Annotated in this window: 15 protein-coding genes; 6 read left to right on the top strand and 9 right to left on the bottom strand. The window is 73.6% G+C overall.

Annotated elements, in window-relative coordinates; translation table 11 throughout:
• Positions 1-21: 21 nt before the first annotated feature.
• The 6 genes from AB6L24_RS16090 to AB6L24_RS16115 all read right to left on the bottom strand — a co-directional run bounded on the left by AB6L24_RS16090 (position 22) and on the right by AB6L24_RS16115 (position 6928).
• Positions 22-1059 (bottom strand): ABC transporter ATP-binding protein, encoded by a 1038-nt coding sequence (locus AB6L24_RS16090; protein ID WP_405655937.1) that lies wholly within the window; start codon positions 1057-1059, stop codon positions 22-24.
• Positions 1056-2054, bottom strand: coding sequence for an ABC transporter permease (locus AB6L24_RS16095; RefSeq protein ID WP_405655939.1), 999 nt, complete (start codon positions 2052-2054; stop codon positions 1056-1058). Before AB6L24_RS16095 ends, AB6L24_RS16090 begins: the two co-directional genes overlap by 4 nt.
• Before the next feature lie 3 nt (positions 2055-2057).
• Entirely contained in the window at positions 2058-3827 is a 1770-nt protein-coding gene (locus AB6L24_RS16100) for an ABC transporter substrate-binding protein (protein ID WP_405657188.1), read from the bottom strand.
• A gap of 68 nt (positions 3828-3895) precedes the next feature.
• On the bottom strand, positions 3896-4915 hold the full coding sequence (locus AB6L24_RS16105) for an ABC transporter permease (RefSeq protein WP_405655941.1): 1020 nt from the start codon (positions 4913-4915) through the stop codon (positions 3896-3898).
• Between the two features lie 359 nt (positions 4916-5274).
• Positions 5275-6243 (bottom strand): hypothetical protein, encoded by a 969-nt coding sequence (locus AB6L24_RS16110; protein ID WP_405655943.1) that lies wholly within the window; start codon positions 6241-6243, stop codon positions 5275-5277.
• Between the two features lie 247 nt (positions 6244-6490).
• Positions 6491-6928, bottom strand: a complete 438-nt coding sequence (locus AB6L24_RS16115) for a peptidase inhibitor family I36 protein (RefSeq protein WP_405655945.1) — start codon at positions 6926-6928, stop codon at positions 6491-6493.
• Between the two features lie 510 nt (positions 6929-7438).
• Between AB6L24_RS16115 and AB6L24_RS16120 the strand changes: the two genes are divergently transcribed.
• Positions 7439-10450 (top strand): BTAD domain-containing putative transcriptional regulator, encoded by a 3012-nt coding sequence (locus AB6L24_RS16120; RefSeq protein WP_405657189.1) that lies wholly within the window; start codon positions 7439-7441, stop codon positions 10448-10450.
• 95 nt (positions 10451-10545) lie between these two features.
• Here the strand turns inward: AB6L24_RS16120 and AB6L24_RS16125 are convergent, their stop codons facing one another.
• Positions 10546-10902: a hypothetical protein gene (locus tag AB6L24_RS16125; RefSeq protein WP_405655946.1), complete on the bottom strand. Its 357-nt coding sequence runs from the start codon at positions 10900-10902 to the stop codon at positions 10546-10548.
• A 298-nt stretch (positions 10903-11200) separates the two neighbouring features.
• On the opposite strand from AB6L24_RS16125, the gene AB6L24_RS16130 reads away from it, so the two are divergent.
• Positions 11201-14899: a hypothetical protein gene (locus AB6L24_RS16130; RefSeq protein ID WP_405655947.1), complete on the top strand. Its 3699-nt coding sequence runs from the start codon at positions 11201-11203 to the stop codon at positions 14897-14899.
• Positions 14900-14992: 93 nt separating this feature from the next.
• Here the strand turns inward: AB6L24_RS16130 and AB6L24_RS16135 are convergent, their stop codons facing one another.
• Both AB6L24_RS16135 and AB6L24_RS16140 read right to left on the bottom strand, forming a co-directional pair.
• Positions 14993-15877, bottom strand: a complete 885-nt coding sequence (locus AB6L24_RS16135; protein ID WP_405655949.1) for an ABC transporter permease — start codon at positions 15875-15877, stop codon at positions 14993-14995.
• Positions 15874-16833 (bottom strand): ABC transporter ATP-binding protein, encoded by a 960-nt coding sequence (locus AB6L24_RS16140; RefSeq protein WP_405655950.1) that lies wholly within the window; start codon positions 16831-16833, stop codon positions 15874-15876. The genes AB6L24_RS16135 and AB6L24_RS16140 overlap by 4 nt, the downstream gene beginning before the upstream one ends.
• Positions 16834-17106: 273 nt before the next feature.
• Here AB6L24_RS16140 and AB6L24_RS16145 point away from each other — a divergent pair, with 273 nt between their 5' ends.
• The 4 genes from AB6L24_RS16145 (at position 17107) to AB6L24_RS16160 (ending at position 22768) form a co-directional block, all read left to right on the top strand.
• A complete protein-coding gene (locus AB6L24_RS16145; RefSeq protein WP_405655952.1) occupies positions 17107-18075 on the top strand; it encodes a MarR family transcriptional regulator in 969 nt (322 codons plus the stop codon).
• A 165-nt stretch (positions 18076-18240) separates the two neighbouring features.
• On the top strand, positions 18241-19110 hold the full coding sequence (locus tag AB6L24_RS16150; RefSeq protein WP_405655953.1) for a universal stress protein: 870 nt from the start codon (positions 18241-18243) through the stop codon (positions 19108-19110).
• A gap of 275 nt (positions 19111-19385) precedes the next feature.
• Complete coding sequence (locus tag AB6L24_RS16155; RefSeq protein ID WP_405655955.1) at positions 19386-21746, top strand: phosphoketolase; 2361 nt, start codon at positions 19386-19388, stop codon at positions 21744-21746.
• A gap of 68 nt (positions 21747-21814) precedes the next feature.
• Positions 21815-22768, top strand: coding sequence for a universal stress protein (locus tag AB6L24_RS16160; RefSeq protein ID WP_405655956.1), 954 nt, complete (start codon positions 21815-21817; stop codon positions 22766-22768).
• Positions 22769-22811: the final 43 nt, after the last annotated feature.

Consider the following 22811-nt stretch of genomic DNA (forward strand, 5'->3'; position numbering starts at 1 on the left):
GATGTGTCCTCGGGTTCTCGCTCACAGCTTCGGCGCGATCTCTTCGGCCCAGATGCGCCTCTGCTGCTCGGCCGACATGTGGCAGGCGGCCCAGTGCCGCCCGCCGACCTCGGTCAGTTCGGGGCGGACCGTGCGGGTGACGTCGTCCTTGGGGACGTCGGCGTACGGGCAGCGCGGGTTGAAGGCGCAGCCGGAGGGGCGGTTGATGAGGGAGGGCGGGGAGCCCTTGACCGGGACGAGGCGTTCCTGCTGGTCGCGGTCGAGCCGGGGCATCGAGCCGAGCAGGCCCCAGGTGTAGGGGTGGCGGGGTTCGTGGAACACCCGGTCCGCCGGACCGCGTTCGACGCAGCGGCCGCCGTACATCACCAGGATGTCGTCGGCCAGCTCGGCGACGACCCCGAGGTCGTGGGTGATGATGACGACCGCGGAGCCGAACTCCCGCTGCAGGTCCCGGATCAGGTCCAGGATCTGCGCCTGCACCGTCACGTCCAGGGCGGTGGTCGGCTCGTCCGCGATGAGCAGCTCGGGGTTGTTGACCAGTGACATCGCGATCATCGCGCGCTGGCGCATCCCGCCGGAGAACTCGTGGGGGTAGGAGTCCACCCGCTTGTCCGGCTGCGGGATGCCGACCCGGTCGAGCATCTCGACCGCCCGCCTGCGCGCGGCCTTCGCCCCGACGTCGTGGTGGATCCGGTACGCCTCCACGATCTGCTTGCCGATCGTGTAGTACGGGTGCAGCGCGGACAGCGGGTCCTGGAAGATCATGGCCATCTCGCGCCCGCGGAGTCCCCGTACGTGGTCGGGGCCGGCCGCGAGCAGTTCGGTGCCGTCCAGCCAGATCTCGCCCGATATCCGTGCCGTGCGCCTGCCGTACTGGCCGGCGGTGTGCAGGCCCATGACGGCGAGCGAGGTCACCGACTTGCCGGAGCCGGACTCGCCCACGATGCCGAGGGTCCTGCCCTTGTCCAGCTGGAAGCTGAGCCCGTCGACGGACTTCACCAGGCCGTCGTCGGTGGGGAAGTGCACCTTCAGGTCGCGTACGTCGAGGAACGCCGTCATGCGAGCCTCACTCGGGGGTCGATCACGGCGTACAGGACGTCCACCGCGAGGTTGGCGAGCAGCACCGCGAGCGAGGTGATCAGGGTGACGCCCAGGACGACGGGCAGGTCCTGGCTCCTGGTGGCGTCGAGGACCGCCCGGCCCAGGCCCGGCAGGTTGAACGTCGACTCGGTCAGGATGGCGCCGCCGATGAGGGCGCCGAGGTCCATGCCCAGCATGGTCAGGAGCGGCGTCATCGTGGAGCGCATGGCGTGCTTGCCGACGACGGTGTGCTCGCGCAGGCCCTTGGCGCGGGCGGTGCGGATGTAGTCCTCACCGAGCACCTCCAGCATGGTGGCCCGGGTGATCCGGGCGTACATCGCCGCGTACAGGAAGGCGAGGGTGATCCAGGGCAGGATCATGCCGCCGAGCCAGCCGGTGAAGCTCTCGTCGAGCGGCACGTACTGCGCGTCGAGCCAGTCGAGGCCGAAGGCGAAGACCGCCAGGGACAGCAGGCCGGTGAAGTAGATCGGCAGGGAGACACCCGCGAGGGCGACGACCATCGCGCCCCGGTCCCACAGGCTGCCCCGCTTGAGCGCGGACAGCACACCGGCGGCGACGCCGACGACGACCCACAGCACGGCGGCGCCGAGGGCGAGGCCCAAGGTCACCGGCAGGCGGTCGGTGAGCACCGGCCAGACGGCCTGTTCGCTGCGGAAGGAGTAGCCGAAGCACGGCGCGGCGCAGTGGGTGACCTCGCCGCCGGCCGCGTAGGTGCGGCCCGCGAAGATGCCCTTGAAGAACTCCCAGACCTGGACGAATAGCGGGTCGCCCAGGCCGAGCTTCTCGCGCACCGCCGCCACGGCGGCCGGGTCGGCCTGCTTGCCCACGAAGCTGGACGCGATGTCGACGCCCGCCCACTTGGGGACGAGGAAGAAGATGCAGAAGACCACCACGACGATGACCACCAGCATCACCGCGGCGGCGAACAGCCGCCTGATGAGGTAAGCGAGCATGGCTCAGTTCGCGTTCTTCAGGCCGAGGTTGACGAAGTCGTACATGCCGCTGTAGCCGTCGGTGGTGTACGCGTTCGTCAGTTTCGGGGAGCGCCAGTTGAGGAACTTCTCGAAGGTGAAGGGCAGGTAGTACGCGCCCTCCATCACCTGGTGGTTGATGCCCTTGGCGATCCTCGCCTGCTCGCCCTCGTCGAGCTCCTTCACATAGGAGTCGAAGAGTCCGTCGATCGTCTTGTCCTTGATCAGGGCGAAGTTGTTGTTGCCGCTCTGCAGGATGTACTTGCTGCTCCACAGCGGCAGACCGAAGCCCTGGACCGTACCGAAGTCCGGCGCCCAGCCGTCGATGACGATGCCGTACTTCTTCTTCTTGACGTTGGCGGGGCTGCCGACGATGCCGGCGGTCTGCGCGCCGTCGTACTGGTCGATCTCGGCCCGGATGCCGATCTTCTTCAGGGATGCCTGGAGGGACTCGGCGGTGGCGACCTCCACCTGCTTGTTGTTGCGGACCGCGATGGTGGTCCGGAAGCCGCCCGGGTGACCGCAGGCCTTCAGTTCTTTCTTGGCCTTCGCGATGTCGCCCTTCTTGCCGTCCCCGGCGATGCCGTACGGGTCGTACTTCTGCCCCTCGGCGCCCGGCACGGACGGCGGGAGCATGTTGGTGGCGATGTCACCTCCGGCGAGCGGGCCGCCGCGCGCGTTCTGCAGCGAGACGTGGTCCGCGCCGTGGATCACGGCCTTGCGGCAGTGGATGTTGTCGAACGGCGGCACGCTCCGCGGGAAGACCGCGTAACGGATGTAGCTGGTGAGCGGGTTGTCCAGGTTGCCCTTGTGCTGCTTGAGGGCGGTGGTGCGACCCTGCGGCGACGGACCGGTCTGGTTGAGGTCCAGATGGAAGTCGCCGTTGATCAGGCGCTGGTCCATGTCGCCCGCGTTCGCGAAGAACTTGGCGCTGATGGTGTCCGGGTACGCCTTGCGGATCGGGTCCGACGCGGCTTTCCACCGCGTGTTGCGGACCAGCTTCAGGCTCTTTCCCGGCGCGTACGCGTCGAACTTGTACGGGCCGCTCGAGAACGGCCTGAGGGTGTACTTGGACTTGGTGTCCTTGTCCTGGCGCACGGGGGATGCCGACGGTGTCGCGAGCATCTGCGTGAAGTCGCTGTTGGCGCGCGGCAGGTTGAAGACGATCGTCCTGTCGTCGGGCGTCTCGATCGACTTCAGGCCCAGTCTGTCGGCCGACTTGTCCTTGTAGGGGCCCGGGTACGCGCCGTCCGGGTCGAGGACGTCCTTGAGGTAGACCGGGCCACCGGACAGCACGTCCTGCGCCCACTGGCGCTCGATGCCGTACTTGAGGTCCTTGGAGGTGATCGGCTTGCCGTCCTCCCAGGTGATCCCGTCGCGCAGGTCGAACGTGTAGGTCTTGCCGTTGTTCGAGATCCTGCCCGCGTTCGTGGCGAGATCCGGCGTCAGTTCCGCGCCCGCCTTTCCGGGCTCGGTCTTGTACGACAGCAATTGACGGCTGTAGTAGCGCATGAAGTTCCAGGCGAAGCCGTAGTAGCCGCGCGTGGTGTCCCAGGAGTCGGCGTCCTGGGAACCGGCGAACTTCAGCTCACCGCCCTTCTGGGAACTGGCGTTGAGCACCTTGTTGTTCGCGGCGTCATAGCCCGCCGCGTCCTCCTTGCCGTCGCCGCACGCCGCCGTGGTCAGCAGGGCGGCGGCCACCGCGGCGGCGGCCAGGGTCTGCTTGCGCCGCCCTGGGGCGCGCTGGGTAGTCACCATCTCGGATCCTCCGGAATTGACGGGAAACACCGTGTGAGTGCCACGGGCCGCTGGGGCACCGCGGTTCAGCGGGAACCCTTCGGGTCGAGCGCGTCCCGCACGCCGTCGCCGAGGAGATTGAAGGCAAGGACCGTGACGAAGATCGCCGTGCCGGGCACGACCATGTACATGGGGTCCGAGTCGTAGTAGTCGATCGCCCTCGAGAGCATCTGACCCCAGGAGGCCGTGGGGGGTTTGACGCCCACGCCCAGGAAGCTGAGTGCCGCTTCGGTGAGGATGTTGGTGGGGATCATCATCGTCGTGTACACGATGATCGGTGCGACGAGGTTGGGCAGCAGTTCCTTGAAGAGGATGTAGCGGCGCCCGGCGCCCAGCGACCGGGCCGCTTCGACGTACTCCCGTGTCCGCAGGGAGAGGGCCTGGCCGCGCACGACGCGCCCGATGTACGGCCAGCCGAAGAAGCCGATGACGAGGATCATCACGAAGACGCGCACGCTCGATCCGGTGAGACCCAGCAGGTCGTTCGGCATGACGGAGACCAGCGCGATGATGAAGAGCAGCTGCGGGAAGGCGAGCAGACCGTCCATGACACGGCTGATGACCGTGTCCACCCAGCCGCCGAAGAAGCCCGCAAGGATGCCGAGGACGGTGCCCAGGACGACCGCGACCACGGCCGAGAGGAAGCCGACGAGCAGCGAGATCCGGGCGCCGTACAGGATGCGGGCGAGGATGTCGCGGCCGTTGACCGGTTCCACACCCAGGAGGTGGTCGCCGCTGATGCCGCCGAGGGAGCCGGTCGGCGTGCCGAACAGCGGGTTGATCAGGTCCTCGTGGTGGGTCTCGGGATCCTGGCCGATCAGGCCGGTGAGCACCGGGGCGAGCAGGGCCACGACGATGAGGAGGAGCACGACGATGCCGCCCGCGAGAGCGAGCCTGTCGCTCTTGAGGCGCTCCCAGGCGATCCGCCCCAGGGAGCGCCCCTGCACGGACGTGCCGTCGGCGGCGCCGTCCGGGCTGGACACCTCCGTCTCCGCGGACACGTCGGGAGCCGCCTCTACGGGTGGCTCGGGCAAGGGTGCTTTCATGCTGCAGGGCCCTTCTCGGAAATCCGGCGGGCATGGCGGGAGTTCCGGTACGCCTGGAAAAGGAAACGCAGTCCTTGCGCCGTCGACAAAGCGCTCCAGAAAGGTGAGGGCCTGCGCGAGGAACCGAAAGAGGAAAGAGCGGTCACCGCCCCGGGAAACTCCTTGCAGGCAGCTTGCGCGTAGTCTTTCTCCCGTTCATGACCGCGTGCATGCGGTGCCGGTCCAGAGATCCCGCACATGTTTTGTCCGTCCGGCCAAAGAGGTTCCGTGGGCGGACGGGGCGGGGGGAGCCGGGGGCGACAGGCTCGGCGAAGCGGGGGTTCGGGGACAGCGCCTCGGGGGGCGCCCGCGAGCCGGGCTCAGCGGGCGTCGTCCTCCCGGCCCGCCACCGCCGAGAGCGCCTTCGCGCGCAGGGACCGGTAGGTGGCGATCTCACGGGCGCGGTCGTCGGCGACCTGCTCGCGGTAGTGGCGGTCGAGGGAGCGGACGAGGCGGGCCCGGCCCACGGACGCGTCGCAGGTGGCGTCGGCGACGGCCACCGCCGTCTCGCGGCGCTGCGCCGCGGCCTCCCCGCGCGCGGACTTCTGCCGCAGCGCCTTGTCGTAGCCCTCGAAGACCGCCGACCTGGCCGCGGACGTGTCGCGGTAGCGGTGCCCGGCGGCGGCCATGCAGCGGCTCCAGGGGGCGTCGAGCGCCGTGACCCGCTTGTCGTTCAGGAGCCTGCGGTCGATCTCGGCGTCGAGGTTGGTCGCCACCATCTGCGCCCGCATCCACACCGTCAGATCCCCGTAAAGGTCCTGCAGCGCCCGCGCGTTGCAGCCGTCGGCGTACATGTAGGTCTCGCTGCCGTCGGGCAGCTTCGCCAGGACCTTGTGGCCGAGCGTGCCGAAGAGCGCCGCGGTGTACGAGGTCCGCTTCGCCGTGGTCAGCGACCGCACGTAGGGGGCGTTGGGATCCGCGGGGAGCCGTACCTTCCGCAGATGCGCGGCGGCCTCGTACCCGACCTGGCGGCGCCGCTCCACCTGATCGCCCCTGCGCGGGTCGTCCTCACCGGGAGCACGGGGCACGAACCAGGGGTTGGGCCGGTACGCGAAGCCGCGGCCGGCCATGCAGCGGACGATGAGCTGTTCCTGCGCGGCGTGGAGCCGCTTCTGCTGCGCCTCGGTGCCCTTGACGCGGGCGAGGGCCGCCCGGTCCAGTACGTCCGGCTGCCCGGGCCGGTCGGAGCGCGGCGGGGCGGCGTCCTCCTGCGGGGAGCACGCGGCGAGGAGCAGCAGTGCCACGCATCCGGCGACCGCCGCCCGGCGAGGTGTCACGACGCGCTGCATGGGAACCTCCGGTCGGGTACGCCCTGGTGGGCCGGGGCGGTTCGGGCGCGGTTCGGGCGCGGTTCGGGACGGGCGGGGCGGTTCGGGGCGGGCGGCGGGGAAGAGGGCCAGTGGCCGGGCACGGCCCCCCTGTCGCCGTGCCCGGACGTCCCGGGGCGGACCCGCGCGCATCCTCCTCGCGACGCGCCCGGCCCCGGGCCGTGTGGTGCCGCTCAGCGAGCCGGAGCGGGACTGGAGGGGAAGGCCCTCAGCACCGCATCCACTTGTTGCTCTCGCCGTCGTCGTTCGGCCGGTGCTGGGTCCAGCCCTGGCCCCTGGGCAGACAGCCCAGCCTGCGCCCGTAGTTCTCCTCGCCGTACAGGGCCACACCGAGCCCCGTGGCACCGTTGTTCCACGACGAGGAGTCGTTGTTGAAGATCGCCCAGCGCGACCACGACCTGTTGTCGTCCTTGAAGAAGTAGTCCTCGCCCCGGTACCCCGCGTGCAGGTACACGCAGTAGTACTCACGCGGGCAGCCGGGCGGAGCGGCGGCCTGCTCCGCCCCGGCCGGCGCGGACGCCCCGGCCGACGTCCGTGCCGGGGCCTCCGGCGAGGCCGCTCCGGCCGAGGGGGCGAACGCGAGACCCCCGCCCAGCAGCGTCGCACCTGAGATCAGCGCAAGACGCGTGGAAATGCGTGCCGTCATGTTCTCGTCCTCTCCTTCTCTTCTTCGCGCCGATGTGCCGGACGAGGACGAGTCAACACCGGCGCGCTCACCAGGCCGCCTCCGCGCACTGTCCGTCCGATGACCACTCCCACGAGACGGCTCTCCCGGCGAAACACCGTGGTCGGCGCCCTCCCGCGCCCGTGCCGATGCCGCGCCGCCGGACTTCCGGCCGGACTTTTCGTCCGGTAAGACACCTGTGACCGCATCGCGTCGGCCGCTAGCTTGAGCCCTCGGCCGGAGAGAGTCGCTGGAGCCGTCGGCCGAGAGAGCCGGGAGGCGGGCATGGCGACACAGCAGTCGGTCTTCGCCCGGCTGTGCGCCCGGCGCCAGTGGCAGCAACCCGCGGTGTTCATCGCTGTGTACGACGCCACGGCGTGGCGGCTCGGCGAGCCGCGGCGGATCACCGCGCGCCAGGTGCACCGCTGGCGGCAGCCCGACCCGCCCTGCCCGCGCCCCTCCAGCCAGCGGGTGCTCGAGGAGATGTTCGGCATGCCCCTGGAGCGGCTCGGCTTCACGCTTCCCGACCACCGCCGCGCACCGCCCGGCCCCGGCGGGACCCCCGCGCGGGCTGCGGACCCGGGCCGCACCGCCGGGAGGCCCGCGTCCCCGCTGCGTTTCCAGGTGCTCGGTCCTGTCCGGGTGTGGTGCGGTACGCAGGCGCTGCCCGAGGGCCGCCCCCAGGAACGGGCCCTGCTGGCCGCGCTGCTGCTGCGGGCCGGACGCACGGCGACCGCGAGCGAACTCATCGACGCCATCTGGGGGCAGACACCCCCGGCCCAGGCGCTCCCCGCCCTGCGCACCTACGCCTCCCGGCTCCGCAAGGCCCTGGGCCGCCGCACCCTCGTCTCCGAGGCCGGGGGATACGCCATCGCCCTGCCGGAGGGGGCACTCGACCTGGCCCGGTGCGAGCAGCACGAGGCGCAGGCGGCCGAGGCCCGCGCCGCACACGACCCGCACCGCGCCCGACAGGCACTGCGCGACGCGCTCGCCCTGTGGCACGGGGAGCCCCTGGGCGGTGTCCCCGGCCCCTTCGCCGACGCCCAGCGCTCCCGCCTCACCGAATGGCGCCTGGCCCTGCTCGAACACCGCCTCGCCCTCGACCTGGAGCTCGGCGGACACCTGGACGCCGTCTCCGAACTGACCTCGCTGACGGCCGAGCACCCGCTGCGCGAGGGCCTGCGCGCCCTGCTGATGCTGGCGCTCTACCGAGGCGGACGCCAGGGCGAGGCACTGGGCGTGTACGCCGACACCCGCCGCATGCTCGACGAGGAACTCGGCGTCGGCCCGGGCCCGGAACTGACGGCACTGCACCAGCGGGTCCTGCACGCGGACCCCGCCCTCGCCGCACCCGCCGACACCGGCGGCGACGACGAGCCGCCGCCCCCGGCGGCGCGCCTGGCCCAACTCCCGGCCGAGCTCGCCGACTTCACCGGCCGGGCCGCCGCCACCGCACACCTGCGGCGCGAGCTGCTGCGCGACCCGGGCCGGGTGATGCCCATCGCGTCGGTGCGCGGACTCGGCGGCGTCGGCAAGACCACGCTCGCCGTGCGGGTGGCGCACACCGTCCGCGGCCACTTCCCCGACGGGCAGCTCTACGCTGACCTCCTCGGCCAGAGCGCCCGGCCCGCCGGACCCCACGACGTCCTGGGTGCCTTCCTGCGCGCCCTCGGCGTCCCCGACTCCGCCCTTCCCGACGACCACGGGGAACGGTCGGCGCTCTACCGGTCCACCCTGGCCGGACGCCGGGTCCTGGTCCTGCTCGACAACGCGCACGGCGAGGCCCAGGTGCGCCCCCTGCTGCCCGGCGCCCCGGGCTGCGCCGTGCTGATCACGAGCCGCGCCCGGCTCGTCGCGGCCCCCGGCGCGCAGGTGCTCGACCTCGACGTCATGACCGAGCAGGAGGCCCTCGCCCTCTTCACGCGCGTCGTCGGCGCCCCGCGTGCCGCGGCCGAGCCGACCGCCTGCCGCGAGACCGTCGCCGCCTGCGGCCACCTGCCCCTCGCGATCCGCATCGCCGCCGCACGCCTGGTCGCCCGCCCCGCCTGGGCGGTCTCCACCCTGGCCGGGCGGCTCGCCGACGAACGCCGCAGACTCGACCAGCTGCGCGTCGGCGACCTCGCCGTGGACGCCTCCTTCGAGCTGGGCTACGGCCAGTTGGAGCCCGCGCCCGCCCGGGCCTTCCGGCGCCTCGCGCTGCCGGACGGCGCCGACATCTCCCTCGCCGCGGCCGCCGCCGTCCTGGACGAGGACGAGGACACCAGCGAGCGGCTCCTGGAGTCCCTGGTCGACACCGGCCTCCTCGAATCCGCCGCCCCGGGCCGCTACCACCACCACGACCTGCTGCGTCTCTTCGCCCGCGACCGCGCCGTACGCGAGGACCCGGGCGGGGACCGCGGGGCCGTGCTGTCCCGGCTGCTCGGCTTCTACCTGGCCACGGCCTGCCACGCGTACGCGCTGGAGAACCCGGGGGACCGGCTCCTGGAACACCTGGCGCCCACCGGTCGCCGGGCCCTGCCGTTCGACGACCGCCAACAGGCCCTGGACTGGCTGTTCTCCGAAGGACCCGCCCTGCTCGCCGCGGTGCGCCAGTGCGCGGCGGAACCGGCGCTCGCGCCCATGGCCGCCGACGTCCTCCTCGTGACACAGGACCTGATGGAGTCGGGCGCCCACCGGCAGCCGTACGCCTCGGCGGCGTCAGCCGTCGCCGAAGAGGCCCGGCGCGGCGGCGATCCGCGCACCGAGGGCCGCGCCAGGGTGGTTCTCGGCCAAGTGCACCACTTGGCGGGCCGCGTGGAACGGGCGCGCGAGGAGGCCGAGCGCGCCCACGCCCTCGGCGCCGCCGCCGACGACGCGCTCACGCTCGGCTACGCGCCCAACCTGCTCGGCCTGCTCGCCGTCTTCCACGGCCGTCACCGGGCCGCCGCGGCCTGCTTCACCCAGGCCCTCGGCGCCTTCAGGGCCGACGGCAACCGCTACGGCGAGACGGCCATGCTCATGAACCTGGGCCGGGCCCAGCTCGGTCTCGGGCAGACCGAGAGCGCGATCGCCGCGTCGGAGCAGTCGGTGGAGCTGTGGCGCGGGCTCGGCGCGACCCTGCGGCTCGCGAACGGCTACTACGCGCTCGGCCTCGCCCTGCACGAGGCGGGCCGCCACGACGAGGCGCTCGACCGGTTCCACCAGGGCCTCGTGATGTTCCAGGAGAGCAGACAGCCGTACTGGACCGGCATGACCCACTTCCGCATGGCCACCGCCCACCTGGCCGCCGCCCGCGCGCCCGCGGCCGCCGCGCACGGCGAACGGGCGCTCGTCCTGCTGCGCGACATCGGCGGCGACCGGCGGGTCGCCGGTGTGCTGTCCGTCCTCGCCCGGACCCTGCGCAGGCTCGGCCAGCACGAGCGCGCGCACACCTGCTGGCAGGAGGCGCTGTCCCTGTTCGAACGCGTCGGCAGCCCCGAGGCCGCACACGTACGCGACCTGCTCGCCCACGCCGGAAACCCCTGAACACGGCCGCCGGGCAGGCACGTTGACCGGCGTCATCCGGGCGTGCCGGTGCCGCCCGCCCACTCGGGCGGACGGCACCGGCTCGGGAGAACGGGTCATGCGCCGATCGCGGCGGCCACCTGAGGCGGCGGCCAGTTGCCCGTGTGAGTGGACTGGGGCGGAGGCCAGTTACCTGTCTGGGTGGTCTGGGCCTTGGGCGGAGGCCAGTTGCCCGTCTGGGACTGGGTCTGGAACTGGGGCGGCGGCCAGTTGCCCCTCTCGGTGGCGTGCGGCGGCGGCCAGTTGCCCGTGGTGCCCTCGCCCGTGAGCGGGCTCGGCTGCGCGAGAGTGGCCGCCGCCCCCGAGGCCGCCCTCGTGTCCGGCGTGTCCTGCTCGGCCGCCGTGGTGATGGTCAGGGCGACCGCCGCCGTGACAGCGGCAGCGGCCACGCCGATGGCTTGCTTGACGTACATGGAATCTCTCCCCCGACTGAGCCCAGGCAGGGCTCGTCCGTTGGCTGTGATGTGGTCGGCCCGCGGGGGCGGCCGAGGCACCCGGGGGAGAACCCCGGGGCGCCGGCCGACCCCTGGCCGATGACTCGATTGCAGCCGCCGCCGCGTTGTCAGGCAGCCCTCGGCGATCACTCCGTACAAACGAACACCGCCGGTCGCACGCGGTGGCCGAAGAAAGCCCCCGGCTGTCGCGGCGCGTTGCCGCATGCCACGGCCCCGCGTACTTTGACGCGGTCCACCACGTGCCGGGGGAGGGAATGTGGGGCGTCGGGAGAGTCCGCTGGACCCGGACGCGGGACCCGTCCAGCGCTTCGCGTCCGAGCTGCGCGCGCTCCGCCGTGACGCGGGTGGGCCGACCTACCGGACGATGGCCGCGCGCGGCGGCTACTCGGTCACGACCCTGGCGCAGGCGGCCGCGGGCGAGCGGCTGCCGTCGCTGCCGGTCCTGCGGGCCTACGTGGCGGCCTGCGGCGGTGACGGGGCGGAGTGGGAGCGGCGTTGGCGCGAGGCCGGAGCGGAGGCGGCGGCCGTGCCCTCGGCCGCGGACGACGAGCCCGCGCCCTACCTCGGCCTCGCCCGGTTCGAGCCGGGCGACCGGGAGAAGTTCTTCGGCCGCGAGCGACTGACCGGCGAACTGCTCACCGTCGTCGCGGAGAACCGGTTCGCCGCGCTCGTGGGAGCCTCCGGCAGCGGCAAGTCCTCCCTGCTGCGCGCGGGCCTCATCCCCGCGCTCCAGCACGCCGACGAGCCGCACCGGCGCCCCGCGGCCATCCGCATCCTCACTCCCGGCACGCACCCCTTCACCGCGCACGCGGCGCCGCTCTCCCCGGCCGACGGCGAACGCGACACGGTCGTCGTGATCGACCAGTTCGAGGAGGCCTTCACCCTGTGCCGGAGCCAGGAGGAGCGGGCGGGGTTCATCGACCTGCTGCTCACCGCCCGGCGGCCGGACAGCCGACTGCGCGTCGTCATCGCCGTACGCGCCGACTTCTACGGCCGGTGCGCCGAGCACCGCGCGCTCGCCGCGGCCCTGCGCGGAACCAGCCTGCTGGTGGGGCCCATGAGCCAGGGAGAGGTGCGCCAGGCCATCGTCGGTCCCGCGGCCACCCGCGGAGCACTCGTCGAACGGGCCCTGACCGCCCGGCTCGTCACCGAGGTGGCCGACGAGCCGGGCGGTCTGCCCCTGCTGTCGCACGCGCTCCTGGAGACGTGGCGGCGGCGCAGGGGCCGGGCGCTGACCGAGTCGTCCTACGAGGCGGCGGGCGGCCTGCGGGGTGCCATCGCCCACACGGGCGAGGAGGTGTACGCGCGGCTCACGCCCACCGAGGCCGCTCTCGCGCGGCACCTCCTGCTGCGTCTGATCACGCCGGGGGAAGGGGCGCCGGACACCCGGCGCCCGGCCGAGCGCGCCGAACTCCTCGCGGTGGGCCCCGGTGCCGCGTCCGTCCTGGAACGCCTGGCCCGTGCCCGCCTTGTCACCCTGGAGGAGTCCTCGGCGGATCTGGCCCATGAGGCGCTGATCACGGCCTGGCCCCGGCTGCGCACCTGGGTGGAGGAGGACAGGGAGCGGCTGCGGCTGCACCGCCGCCTGACGGACGCGGCCAACGTGTGGGAGGAGAGCGGGCGCGACACCGGGGCCCTGTACCGGGGCAACCGACTGACCGCCGTGGAGGAGGCGTTCGCCGGGAGGGACGGCGAGGTCGCCCTGACCGCGCACGAGCGTGCCTTCCTGGCGGCCGCCGTCTCCGCCCGCACCAGGGACCGCCGCCGCAACCGGTCCCTGCTGGGCGCGCTGACGGTCCTGCTGGTCCTGGCGCTGCTCGCCGGTGCGATCGCGTGGCAGCAGAACCGCACGAGCGAGAAGCGCAGAACCGAGGCCGTCGCCCGTAAGGTCAGCGCGCTGGCGAACGGCATGCGCTTCTCCGACCCCGTCACGGCCATGCGGCTGAGCGTCGCCGCCTGGAGGGTGGCCGACACACCGGAGACCCGGGCGGGCCTCATGGGCGCCCACACCCAGCCGGAGGAGGACGTCCTCACGGTGCCCGAGAGCCTGGACTCCCAGCAGTTCCTGAGCCGGGACGGGCGCATCCTGGTCGTCGCCGACCGCTCGCACGTCACGACGTGGGACGTGCGGACCAAACGCAGGTCGGGGACGTATCCGGGGCTCGGCCGCCACGTGGGGTCGGCCACTCATCTCAGCCCCGACGCACGGGGGTTGCTCCTGGAGACGGAGGACGGTGTCTTCGTCTGGGACATCGGCGCGGGCCGGACGTCCGGACGCCGCGTCGGCTCGCCCGACGCGGTGGGCCTGGGGTTCGGCTCCACCGCGCGCACCGTCGTCCTGGGCGACACCGCCGCCGTGCGGGCCCGCGTCTGGGACACGGAGCGCCGGCGTGTCCTCTTCAGCGCTCCGGTCGGCCAGGTGGAAGCGGCCGTCGTCAGTCCGGACGAGCGTCTTGTGGCGCTCTGCCCGGCCGGGAGCAGGCTCCAGGTGTGGGACATGGCCGGGCGGCGGCGCCTTCCCGTTCCCGGGTCCTTGCCGCGCCGGGGGGACGACACCTGTGCGGAGGTCCGCTTCGCCCCCGACAGCCGCACGGTCGCGTCCCTCACGCCTGACGCGGTACGGATCTGGCGGGCGCGGACCGGAGCGTCGCTGCCGGGCATCGACCAAGTCGGCGTGACGAGCCTGGAGTTCGGCGCCGACGGCAGGTTCGTCGTGACGTCGGACGCCGAGGAGATCAGCCTCTGGCGGCTGTCCGACGCCGAGCGGCCGGTGCTGCGGTACCCGGTCAGCACGCAGTCCGTCGGGCAGCTCAGCCTCGACCTCGACGACCGCCGCATCCGCTATCTGTCACAGCGCCGGATGCGCGGGGGAGTCGTGCGTACGCTCGCCCTGCGCGATGCCGCTGCCAGGACCTGGCGGGAACCCGCGGTGTCCGGTGCCGCGTTCGGCGCGGACGGCCGCCTGCTCGTCGGCTCGCGGCAGGAGGCCGACGGGATCCGCTTCCAGCTGTACGACGTGCGCACCCGGCGGCCCGCGCGCGAACTGCCCCGGCTGCGCTGCCTCGAGGAGCAGGTGGGCGACTGTCTGGAGGGCATGGCGTTCAGCGCGGACGGGCGGACGCTCGCCTACCGGACGGGCCCGGTGGACTCGGCGGCGGGGGAGCGGCTCGCCGTCTGGGACGTCGCCGCGGGCCGGGACAGGACACCGAAGTCCCTCCGGGCCCCTGGCAGGGACGCGGAGGGTGGTTTCTCGATGGCGCTGAGCCCGGAGGGGAATTCCCTGTTCCTCTCCCGCGGGGAGGGCGCGGACGGGCGCACCGAGGTCTACGACGTACGCCGGGGAAACCGCACCAAGGTGCTGCGCGGCCTCGGCGGTGACCTGGCGGTCCGGCCCGACGGCAGGCTCCTGGTGGCCGCGAGCGGCCGGATGGCCGACCTGCGGGACGGCCGGGTGACCCGCGTGGGCCCGGGCCTCGACGCGGACTCGCTGACCGCGATCGCGTTCAGCCCCGACGGCCGCCTGTTCGCCGCGGGTGACACCTCGGGGCGGGTCAGCCTGTGGGACGGCGAACTGCGCCGCCGTGTCGGGGAGTTCGACGGTACGTTCACCAGTGAACGGCAGGACGTCGCCGAGCCGGTGGCCGCCCTGGCCTTCTCCCCGGACGGCAGGACCCTCGCCGTGGGCGGTTCCGAGGGGACGCTGCGGCTGTGGGACGCCACCGCCAACCAGGCCCTGGGCGCCGCGCTGCCCACGCCCGGCGACTTACCGCTCTCCCTCGCGTTCGGCCCGGACAGCGCCACCGTGTACGCGGCGGGCGAGCACGTCTCCGTCCAGCGCTACCGCGTCGCTCCGCGGCGGGTGGCCGCCGACGTCTGCGCCCGCACGGGCACCGGGTTGTCCCGGCGCGACTGGAAGGCGTACGTCCCCGACGTGCCGTACCGGCCCACCTGCTGAGCCGGTCCCGGCCTCCCGGCGCTCAGCGGTCCACGCGCCGACCCGCGGGGACCCTCCGGCGGGCCGACGCGGCGCCGCGCGCGCACGCGGCCCTCAGCCCACGCGCTGCAGCGCCCTCTCCCGGCGCTCGGCCACCTCCGACCCCGACTCCCGTCGCGCCATCCTCCGCAGCACCACCGGAGCGAGGGCCAGGCCGAGCACCGCCCACACGCCGAGCACCGCGGCCGTCTCCAGGTGGCGCCAGGAGTCGGCGATCTCCACCTGTGCCGCGGCGTCGGGGAGCAGCGCGGAGCGCATGCCGAGGCCGAGCCAGTAGATGGGGGAGCACTGGGCGACGAGCTGGAGCCAGTCGGGGAGCGCGGTGAGGGGATAGAAGACGCCGGAGATCGAGATCATGCCGATGACGGGGAGCTGGATGAGGCCCTGGCTGCGGGCGCTCGGGAAGAGGGAGCCCAGGATCGCGCCGACGGGCAGCGTCGCCACCATGCCGAGGACCAGGATCCACAGCAGCGTCAGCCAGGACCCGGCGTCGTCCGCCGCCAGGCCGTCGATGAGGAACATGCCGGGGACGAGGAGGATCGCCAGGTCGGCGATGAGACCCCCGGCGACGGAGATCACCTTGCCGGTCAGATAGCCGCGCATCCCGCCCGGCGTCGCCTTGGCCCGCAGCAGGGTGCCGTCCTCCCGCTCGGCCGTCAGGACCTGGCTCATCGTGACCATGCCCATCGCGGCGTTCATGCCGAGGATGCTCGGCAGCGCGAGGGTGCCGAGCAGCAGCCCGCTCGACCCGAACTCCGTGTCCCGCATGAAGAACAGCGCCGTGAGCATGAGCACCGGCCAGAGCAGGTGCGACACCAGCTCCGCGCCGTTGGTGAACGACTGGCGCAGTTCGATCGCGCCGCGTCCGCAGCCCGCGCGCAGGGCGGTGGCCGTGGGGCTCGCGGGGCGCGTCCGCCGCGTGGGGGCGAGGGTGCTCATCGGGCCACCTCCGTCGTGCGCTCCGCGTGCACGGCGGCAGGCGCCGGCTCGCCGCTGCCGCTCCCGGGTTCGCGCACCAGCGCCAGATACGTGTCCTCCAACGAGGCCCGGCGGACCGCCAGATCACCGATCGCCTCGCCGTGCCGGGCGAACAACTCCCGTACGAACCGCGTCGACTCACCGGTCGTGTGCGTGAACTGCCGTCCGTCGCGGGTCCAGCTCACCTCGTCCGCCGCGGCCGTGCGGCGGGCCAGGTCCGCCGCGGTGCCGTCCGCGACGATCCGGCCGCCGGAGAGGATCATGATGCGGTCGGCGAGCTTGTCCGCCTCCGCGAGGTCGTGCGTGGTGAGCAGGATCGTGGTCCGGTGTTCGGCGGCCAGGCCGTGGACCAGGTCGTGGAACTCGTGGCGGGCCCGTGGGTCGAGGCCCGCCGTCGGCTCGTCGAGGAAGAGGAGTTCGGGCCGGCCGACGAGGCCGATCGCCACGTCGAGGCGGCGCCGCTGCCCGCCCGACAGCGTCTTCACCTTGTCGCCCGCCTGCGCCGACAGGCCCACGGCGGCGAGGAGTTCATCGGCGTCCCAGGGGCGCGGCACCGCCTCCGTGGCGTACGGGACGTAGTACGTGCCGAAGTGCGCGAGCAGTTCCCGCACCCGCCACTTGCCGTGGTCGCGCCACGACTGCAGGACGACGCCCACCCGCGCCCGCCACGCCTCGTCGCCGCGCGCCGGATCCGTGCCGAGGACCCGGACCCGGCCCGCCGAGCGCATCCGGAAGCCCTCCAGGATCTCGATCGTGGTGGTCTTGCCCGCACCGTTCGGCCCGAGCAGGGCCAGCACTTCGCCGTGCCGGGCGCGGAAGGTCACCTCCCGCAGGACGTCGGTCGTGCCGTACCGCATGCGCAGCCCTTCGACGTCGAGTACGACGTCGTCCTCGCCGGTCGTGGTCATCATCGTCATCAATTCACCGTGATCGCAGGGTGGACGGGGGATCGCTCACCGGGATCGGCAGTCGGCCGACCGGGGTTCAGCGGATGTGAAAGCTACGTTGCGTTCAATGGAGCGTCAATCGATGGTGGGGATGTTCCGGGGAATGAACTGGCATCTCTCGCCTTTCGGTGCAATGGAGTTGAAGGTGAATGCAACGTTGGCCCGCTTGCCGTTGCAATGGGGTGCCGGGAAAGGCACACTGGTCACGTCATCGACCGGCGGCGGGGAGCGGAGGGCTCGACGATGCCCGGAGGCAGGCTGACCCACGAGGACCGGCGGCGGATCGCGACGGGGCTCACCGACGGGCTCGGGTACGCGGAGATCGCCCGGCGGCTCGGCAGGCCGACGTCCACCGTCAGCAGAGAGGTGGCCCGCAACGGCGGCGCCCGGGGCTACCGTGCGGAGCACGCGCACCACGCCACCGCGCGCCGCGCCCGCCGGGCCGCCCCGGCCCCGTACGAGACGCCGTCCGGCGACCGCGTCGCCCGCGCCGACCACCGCGGCGACCCGGAGGCGGCGCACGGGCGCGACCCCGAAGCGGTCCGCGGCTTCGTCGACCAGTTCGCGCAGCTGATGGTGCACACGGGGCTGCCCCGCATGGCCGCCCGCGTCCTCGCGAGCCTCGTCACGGCCGACTCCGGCGCGCTGACCGCCGCCGACCTGACGCGGCTCCTGCGGGTCAGCCCCGCCTCCGTGTCGAAGGCCGTCGCGTACCTGGAACGCCTGGACCTGCTGCGCCGCGAACGCCACGCCTCCGGGCGCCGCGAGGCCTACGTCATCGACGACGACGTCTGGCTGCGCACCTGGCTGACCAGCGCCCGTACGCACGCGATGATGGCCGACACCGCGCAGGCGGGCGCCGACATCCTCGACCCCGGCACACCCGCGGGCGCCCGCCTCGACCACATGCGGCAGTTCTTCACGAGCCTCAGCGACGACATGGCGGGCGGCACCACCGCGGACGCCTTCGCCGACGCCCTCGCCGTCCTCGCCGCCCTCGTGCACGCCGAAGTCCCGCTGACCGCCGGGCAACTGGCGACGGCGCTCGGCTGGTCCGGGGAGCGCGTCGCCACGGCGCTGCACGACGCCGAGCGGCACCCGGACATCGCCGACCCGGTGGCCCTGCGCCGCACGGCACCGGACACCTACGGCGTCTCCGCCAGGCCGGAGAGGCTCAGCGACGCCCAGCGCGCGGCCCTGAACCGGCGCTGACCGCCCCCGACTCCCTCCTGCGACAGGGCCGGTCGGCCCCCTCAGCGGGCCGGTTCGCCTCTGCCCGGGCACGGCCGGAGCATGCCAACGTCGGGGTGGGACCCGTCGGGCGAGCGGCGGGTCCCGGCAGCGGGCGCGGGCACGACGCCGAGGAGGCCGTACGCCGTGGACGGGACACTGATCGTCGGAGTGGACGGCTCACCGCCGAGCCTGCGCGCCCTCGACTGGGCCGCCGACGAGGCCGAGCGCGGCTCCCTCGCGCTGCGCGTCGTGCACGCGTCGGGATGGGAGTGGTACGAGGGCCACGAACCGTCGTTCGGCATCAACCGCGAGGCCGTGCGCGCCCAGGCCGACCGCGTCCTCGCGGCCGCCGCGGCGCGGGTCGGCGAACGGGCCCGCGCGGCCGGCGTCACCAGCGGCGTCCTGGACGAGGACCCCGCCGCCGCCCTCATCCGGGAGAGCCGCAGGGCGGCCGGGGTGGTCGTCGGCAGCCGGGGGCGCGGCCGCCTCGCCGGGCTCCTCCTCGGCTCGGTCAGCCTGTCCGTCGCCGCCCGCGCCTCCTGCCCGGTCACCGTGGTGCGCGGCGGGGAACAGAGCCTGCGCGGCGGGTTCCGGCGCGTCGTCGTCGGCGTCGACGAGGCCGCCGGGGCCGCGGCCGCGGTGGCGTACGCCGTGCGCGCGGCCCGGCTGCGCGACACGGAACTGCTCGCCGTGCACGCCTGGCGCCGCCCTGTGCCCGAGGCCGGCGGCGGGCCGCGTCCCGCCGGCGCCGCCGACCCGCGACGGCTGCGCGCGGAGCGCGAACTCGACGTGGCCCTGCGGTCGGCGGTACGTGACCACGGTGCCGTCGCCGTGCGCCACGAGGCCGTCGAGGGCCAGGCCCGCGCCGCCCTCCTCGACGCCTCGGCCACCGCCGACCTGATCGTGGTCGGCGCCCGCCGCCGCCCCGGCCACACCGGCCTCCAGCTCGGCCCCGTGAACCACGCCGTCCTGCACCACGCCGCGTGCCCGGTCACGGTGGTGCCCCATGCGTGAGCTACGCCCGCGCGGCGTGCGCGCCGGACGTACCAGACGCGTCTCACGTACCGGATGCGCGCGATGGGCGCGATGGGTCGGACGCGCCGGACGTGCTGGACCCGCCGGACGTGCTCCACGCACCGGACATCCCTGCGCCCGACCTGTCTGAACCGCGCCGCACGTGGAACCCGGACGCCCACCCGCACCCGTACGCGGCAGACCCGGACCCGCACGACGCGGCCCCGGGCACGCACCCGGACACGATCCCCGGACAGAAGCGAGGTCCGTCACCCATGGCCAAGGATCACATCAGCGCCCTCGACGCCCACTGGCGCGCCGCGAACTACCTCGCCGCGGGCCAGCTCTACCTGCTCGCCAACCCGCTCCTCACCGAGCCGCTGCAACCGCGGCACATCAAGCCCCGCCTCCTCGGCCACTGGGGCACGTCCCCCGGCCTCAACCTGATCCACACGCACCTGAACCGGCTGATCAAGGAGCGTGACCGCGACACGCTGTGCGTGTGGGGACCCGGCCACGGCGGTCCCGCCGTCCTCGCCAACTCCTGGCTGGAGGGCAGCTACACGCAGACGTACCCGGACGTCACCCGGGACGCGGCGGGCATGGAGCGGCTGTTCCGGCAGTTCTCGTTCCCCGGCGGCGTCCCCAGTCACGTCGCGCCCGAGACCCCCGGCTCCCTGCACGAGGGCGGCGAGCTCGGCTACTCCCTCGCGCACGCCTACGGCGCCGCCTTCGACAACCCGGACCTGCTCGTGGCCTGCGTCGTCGGCGACGGCGAGGCCGAGACCGGGCCGCTGGCCGCGTCCTGGCACTCCAGTCGGTTCCTCGACCCCGTGCACGACGGCGCCGTCCTGCCGATCCTGCACCTGAACGGCTACAAGATCGCGAACCCTGCCCTCCTGTCCCGCATCCCCGAAGCCGAACTCGACGCCCTGCTGCGCGGCTACGGCCACGAGCCCCTGCACGTCACCGGCGACGACCCCCGCGCCGTCCACCGCGACCTGGCCGCCGCCCTCGACCGGGCCGTCGACCGCGTCACCGCCATCCAGCGGGACGCACGCTCCACGGGCGGGCGCGGGCGCGGGAGCCGCCCGGCGTGGCCGATGATCGTCCTGCGCACGCCCAAGGGCTGGACCGGGCCCGCGCACGTCGACGGCGAGCCGGTCGAGGGCACCTGGCGCGCGCACCAGGTGCCGCTCGCGGGCGTGCGCGAGAACCCCGAGCACCTGCGCCAGCTGGAGGCCTGGCTGCGCTCCTACCGCCCCGAGGAGTTGTTCGACGCCGAAGGGCGCCCCACCCCGAAGGTCCTGGCGTGCGTGCCCGAGGGAGATCGGCGCCTGGGCGCGACGCCGCACGCCAACGGCGGCCTGCTCACCCGCACCCTGCCGCTGCGCCCCCTGGAGGACTTCGCGGTCACCGTCGACAAGCCCGGCACCGCCCTGCACGAGCCCACCCGGGTACTCGGCCGACTGCTCGCCAAGGTGATGGCCGACACCGCCGAGCGGCGTGACTTCCGCGTCGTCGGCCCCGACGAGACGGAGTCGAACCGCCTCGGCGCCCTGTTCACCGCCACCGGCAAGGCCTGGCAGGCAAAGACGCTGCCCACCGACGAACACCTCGCCACCGACGGCCGCGTGCTGGAGGTCCTGTCCGAACACCTCTGCCAGGGATGGCTGGAGGGCTATCTCCTCACCGGCCGCCACGGTCTGTTCTCCTGCTACGAGGCGTTCGTGCACATCGTCGACTCCATGGTCAACCAGCACATCAAGTGGCTGCGGACCGCGCGCGAGCTGACGTGGCGGGCGCCCGTCCCCTCCCTCAACTACCTGCTGACCTCGCACGTCTGGCGCCAGGACCACAACGGCTTCTCCCACCAGGACCCCGGCTTCGTCGACCACGTCCTCAACAAGAGCCCCGAAGTCGTCCGCGTCTACCTGCCGCCGGACGCCAACACCCTCCTCTGTGTCGCCGAACACGCCCTGCTCAGCCGCGACCACGTGAACGTCATCGTCGCGGGCAAGCAGCCCTGCTTCGACTGGCTGAACCTCGACGCGGCCCGGGCCCACTGCGCGCGCGGCGCGGGCGTGTGGGAGTGGGCGGGCACCGACGACGGCCTGCGCGACCCCGACGTCGTGCTCGCCTGCGCGGGCGACGTCCCCACCCTGGAAGTCCTCGCGGCCGCCGCCCTGTTGCGCGAGCACCGGCCCGAACTCGCCGTGCGCGTCGTCAACGTCGTCGACATCGCCCGGCTCCTGCCGTGCGAGGAACACCCGCACGGCATGGCCGACTTCGAGTACGACGCGCTGTTCACCCGCGACAAGCCGGTCATCTTCGCCTACCACGGCTACCCGTGGCTGATCCACCGCCTCGCCTACCGCCGTGCCGGGCACAGCCGCCTGCACGTGCGCGGCTACAAGGAGGCGGGCACCACCACCACGCCCTTCGACATGGTCGTTCGCAACGACCTCGACCGGTACCGCCTGGTCATGGACGTCGTCGACCGCGTCCCCGACCTGTCCGTCCGCGCCACGGCCCTGCGGCAGCTGATGGCCGACCAGCGCGGCCGCCACCACGCCTGGATCCGCGAGCACGGCACCGACCTGCCCGAGGTCGCGGACTGGTCGTGGCCGTACTGACCCGTCCCCGACCCGCACCTGCACGTGTACCTGAACAGCACTGGATCGCACACCCGCCGAGGCACCCCATGAATCGCCACCGCACGTCCCCCCGCCCCTGCCCGACGACCCGCACCCGCCTCGCCGCCGGTGACCGCACCCGCGCGGTCACCGCGGGCATCGACGGCACCCTCGCCGGCATGGACGCCGCCGACTGGGCGGCGCGCGAGGCGCTGCGCCGCGGGGTGCCGCTGCGCCTGCTGCACGTCGCCGCCGACCAGGACCACCAGCCGCGGATACGCCGGGCCGGTCCCGCCGACCGGGCGCACGGCGTCCTCGACCGGGCGGCGATCACACTGTCGTACGTCCATCCGGCGCTGCGGATCCACGCCCAGCAGCCCACGGGGCCGACGGCCGCCGCCCTGCTCGCGGCGGCCGCCGACGCCGAGACGCTGGTCCTCGGCTCCCGGAGCCTGGCCGGGTGCGGCGGCTTCCTGGTCGGCTCGGTGGCCTCGGCGGTGGCCGCGCGCGCGGAGCGTCCTGTGGTGCTCGTCCGCGCGGGGGAGTGCCCCGAGGACGCCCATGTCCCGGACACCGACGGCGGACCCTCGCGCAGCACGCCGTACCGGCCGGTCGTCGTCGCGCTCGATCTCCCGCTCCCCGGTGAGGAGTTGATCGGATACGCCTTCGACGCGGCGGCCGTCCGCGGCGCTCCCCTGCACGTGCTGCACGTGTGGACCGTGCCGCCGCTCGACGCTGACGCCCCGGGCCGTGCGGTCCCCGACGTCCTCGCCGAGCGCGAGGAGGACGCGCGCCGCGAGCTGGCGGCGCAGCTGCTGCCGTGGCGCCGGGCCTACCCCGCCACGAGGGTCGTCGAGCGCGTCCGGTTCGGGCGCACGGGGCACCACGTCCTGAAGGCGGCGACGGGTGCCTCGCTCCTGGTCGTCGGGCGCCGCGCGCAGGCCGGGCCGCGCCTCGGCGGAACGGCGGACTCGGCCGTCCGGCACGTGGCCTGTCCCATCGCGGTGGTGCCGCACGGCTGACCGTCAACGGCCTCTGGGAGACGTATATCTGACGATCTGTCAG

This window comes from Streptomyces sp. RK9 (assembly GCF_045070545.1).
Taxonomy (GTDB): domain Bacteria; phylum Actinomycetota; class Actinomycetes; order Streptomycetales; family Streptomycetaceae; genus Streptomyces; species Streptomyces alboflavus.

Coding starts and splice junctions, on each gene's coding strand:
- AB6L24_RS16110 (WP_405655943.1), bottom strand. CDS start 6,243: ATGCAGCGCGTCGTGACACCTCGCCGGGCGGCGGTCGCCGGATGCGTG.
- AB6L24_RS16115 (WP_405655945.1), bottom strand. CDS start 6,928: ATGACGGCACGCATTTCCACGCGTCTTGCGCTGATCTCAGGTGCGACG.
- AB6L24_RS16120 (WP_405657189.1), top strand. CDS start 7,439: ATGCCCCTGGAGCGGCTCGGCTTCACGCTTCCCGACCACCGCCGCGCA.
- AB6L24_RS16160 (WP_405655956.1), top strand. CDS start 21,815: ATGAATCGCCACCGCACGTCCCCCCGCCCCTGCCCGACGACCCGCACC.
- AB6L24_RS16145 (WP_405655952.1), top strand. CDS start 17,107: ATGCCCGGAGGCAGGCTGACCCACGAGGACCGGCGGCGGATCGCGACG.
- AB6L24_RS16105 (WP_405655941.1), bottom strand. CDS start 4,915: ATGAAAGCACCCTTGCCCGAGCCACCCGTAGAGGCGGCTCCCGACGTG.
- AB6L24_RS16095 (WP_405655939.1), bottom strand. CDS start 2,054: ATGCTCGCTTACCTCATCAGGCGGCTGTTCGCCGCCGCGGTGATGCTG.
- AB6L24_RS16135 (WP_405655949.1), bottom strand. CDS start 15,877: ATGAGCACCCTCGCCCCCACGCGGCGGACGCGCCCCGCGAGCCCCACG.
- AB6L24_RS16090 (WP_405655937.1), bottom strand. CDS start 1,059: ATGACGGCGTTCCTCGACGTACGCGACCTGAAGGTGCACTTCCCCACC.
- AB6L24_RS16140 (WP_405655950.1), bottom strand. CDS start 16,833: ATGACGATGATGACCACGACCGGCGAGGACGACGTCGTACTCGACGTC.
- AB6L24_RS16155 (WP_405655955.1), top strand. CDS start 19,386: ATGGCCAAGGATCACATCAGCGCCCTCGACGCCCACTGGCGCGCCGCG.
- AB6L24_RS16125 (WP_405655946.1), bottom strand. CDS start 10,902: ATGTACGTCAAGCAAGCCATCGGCGTGGCCGCTGCCGCTGTCACGGCG.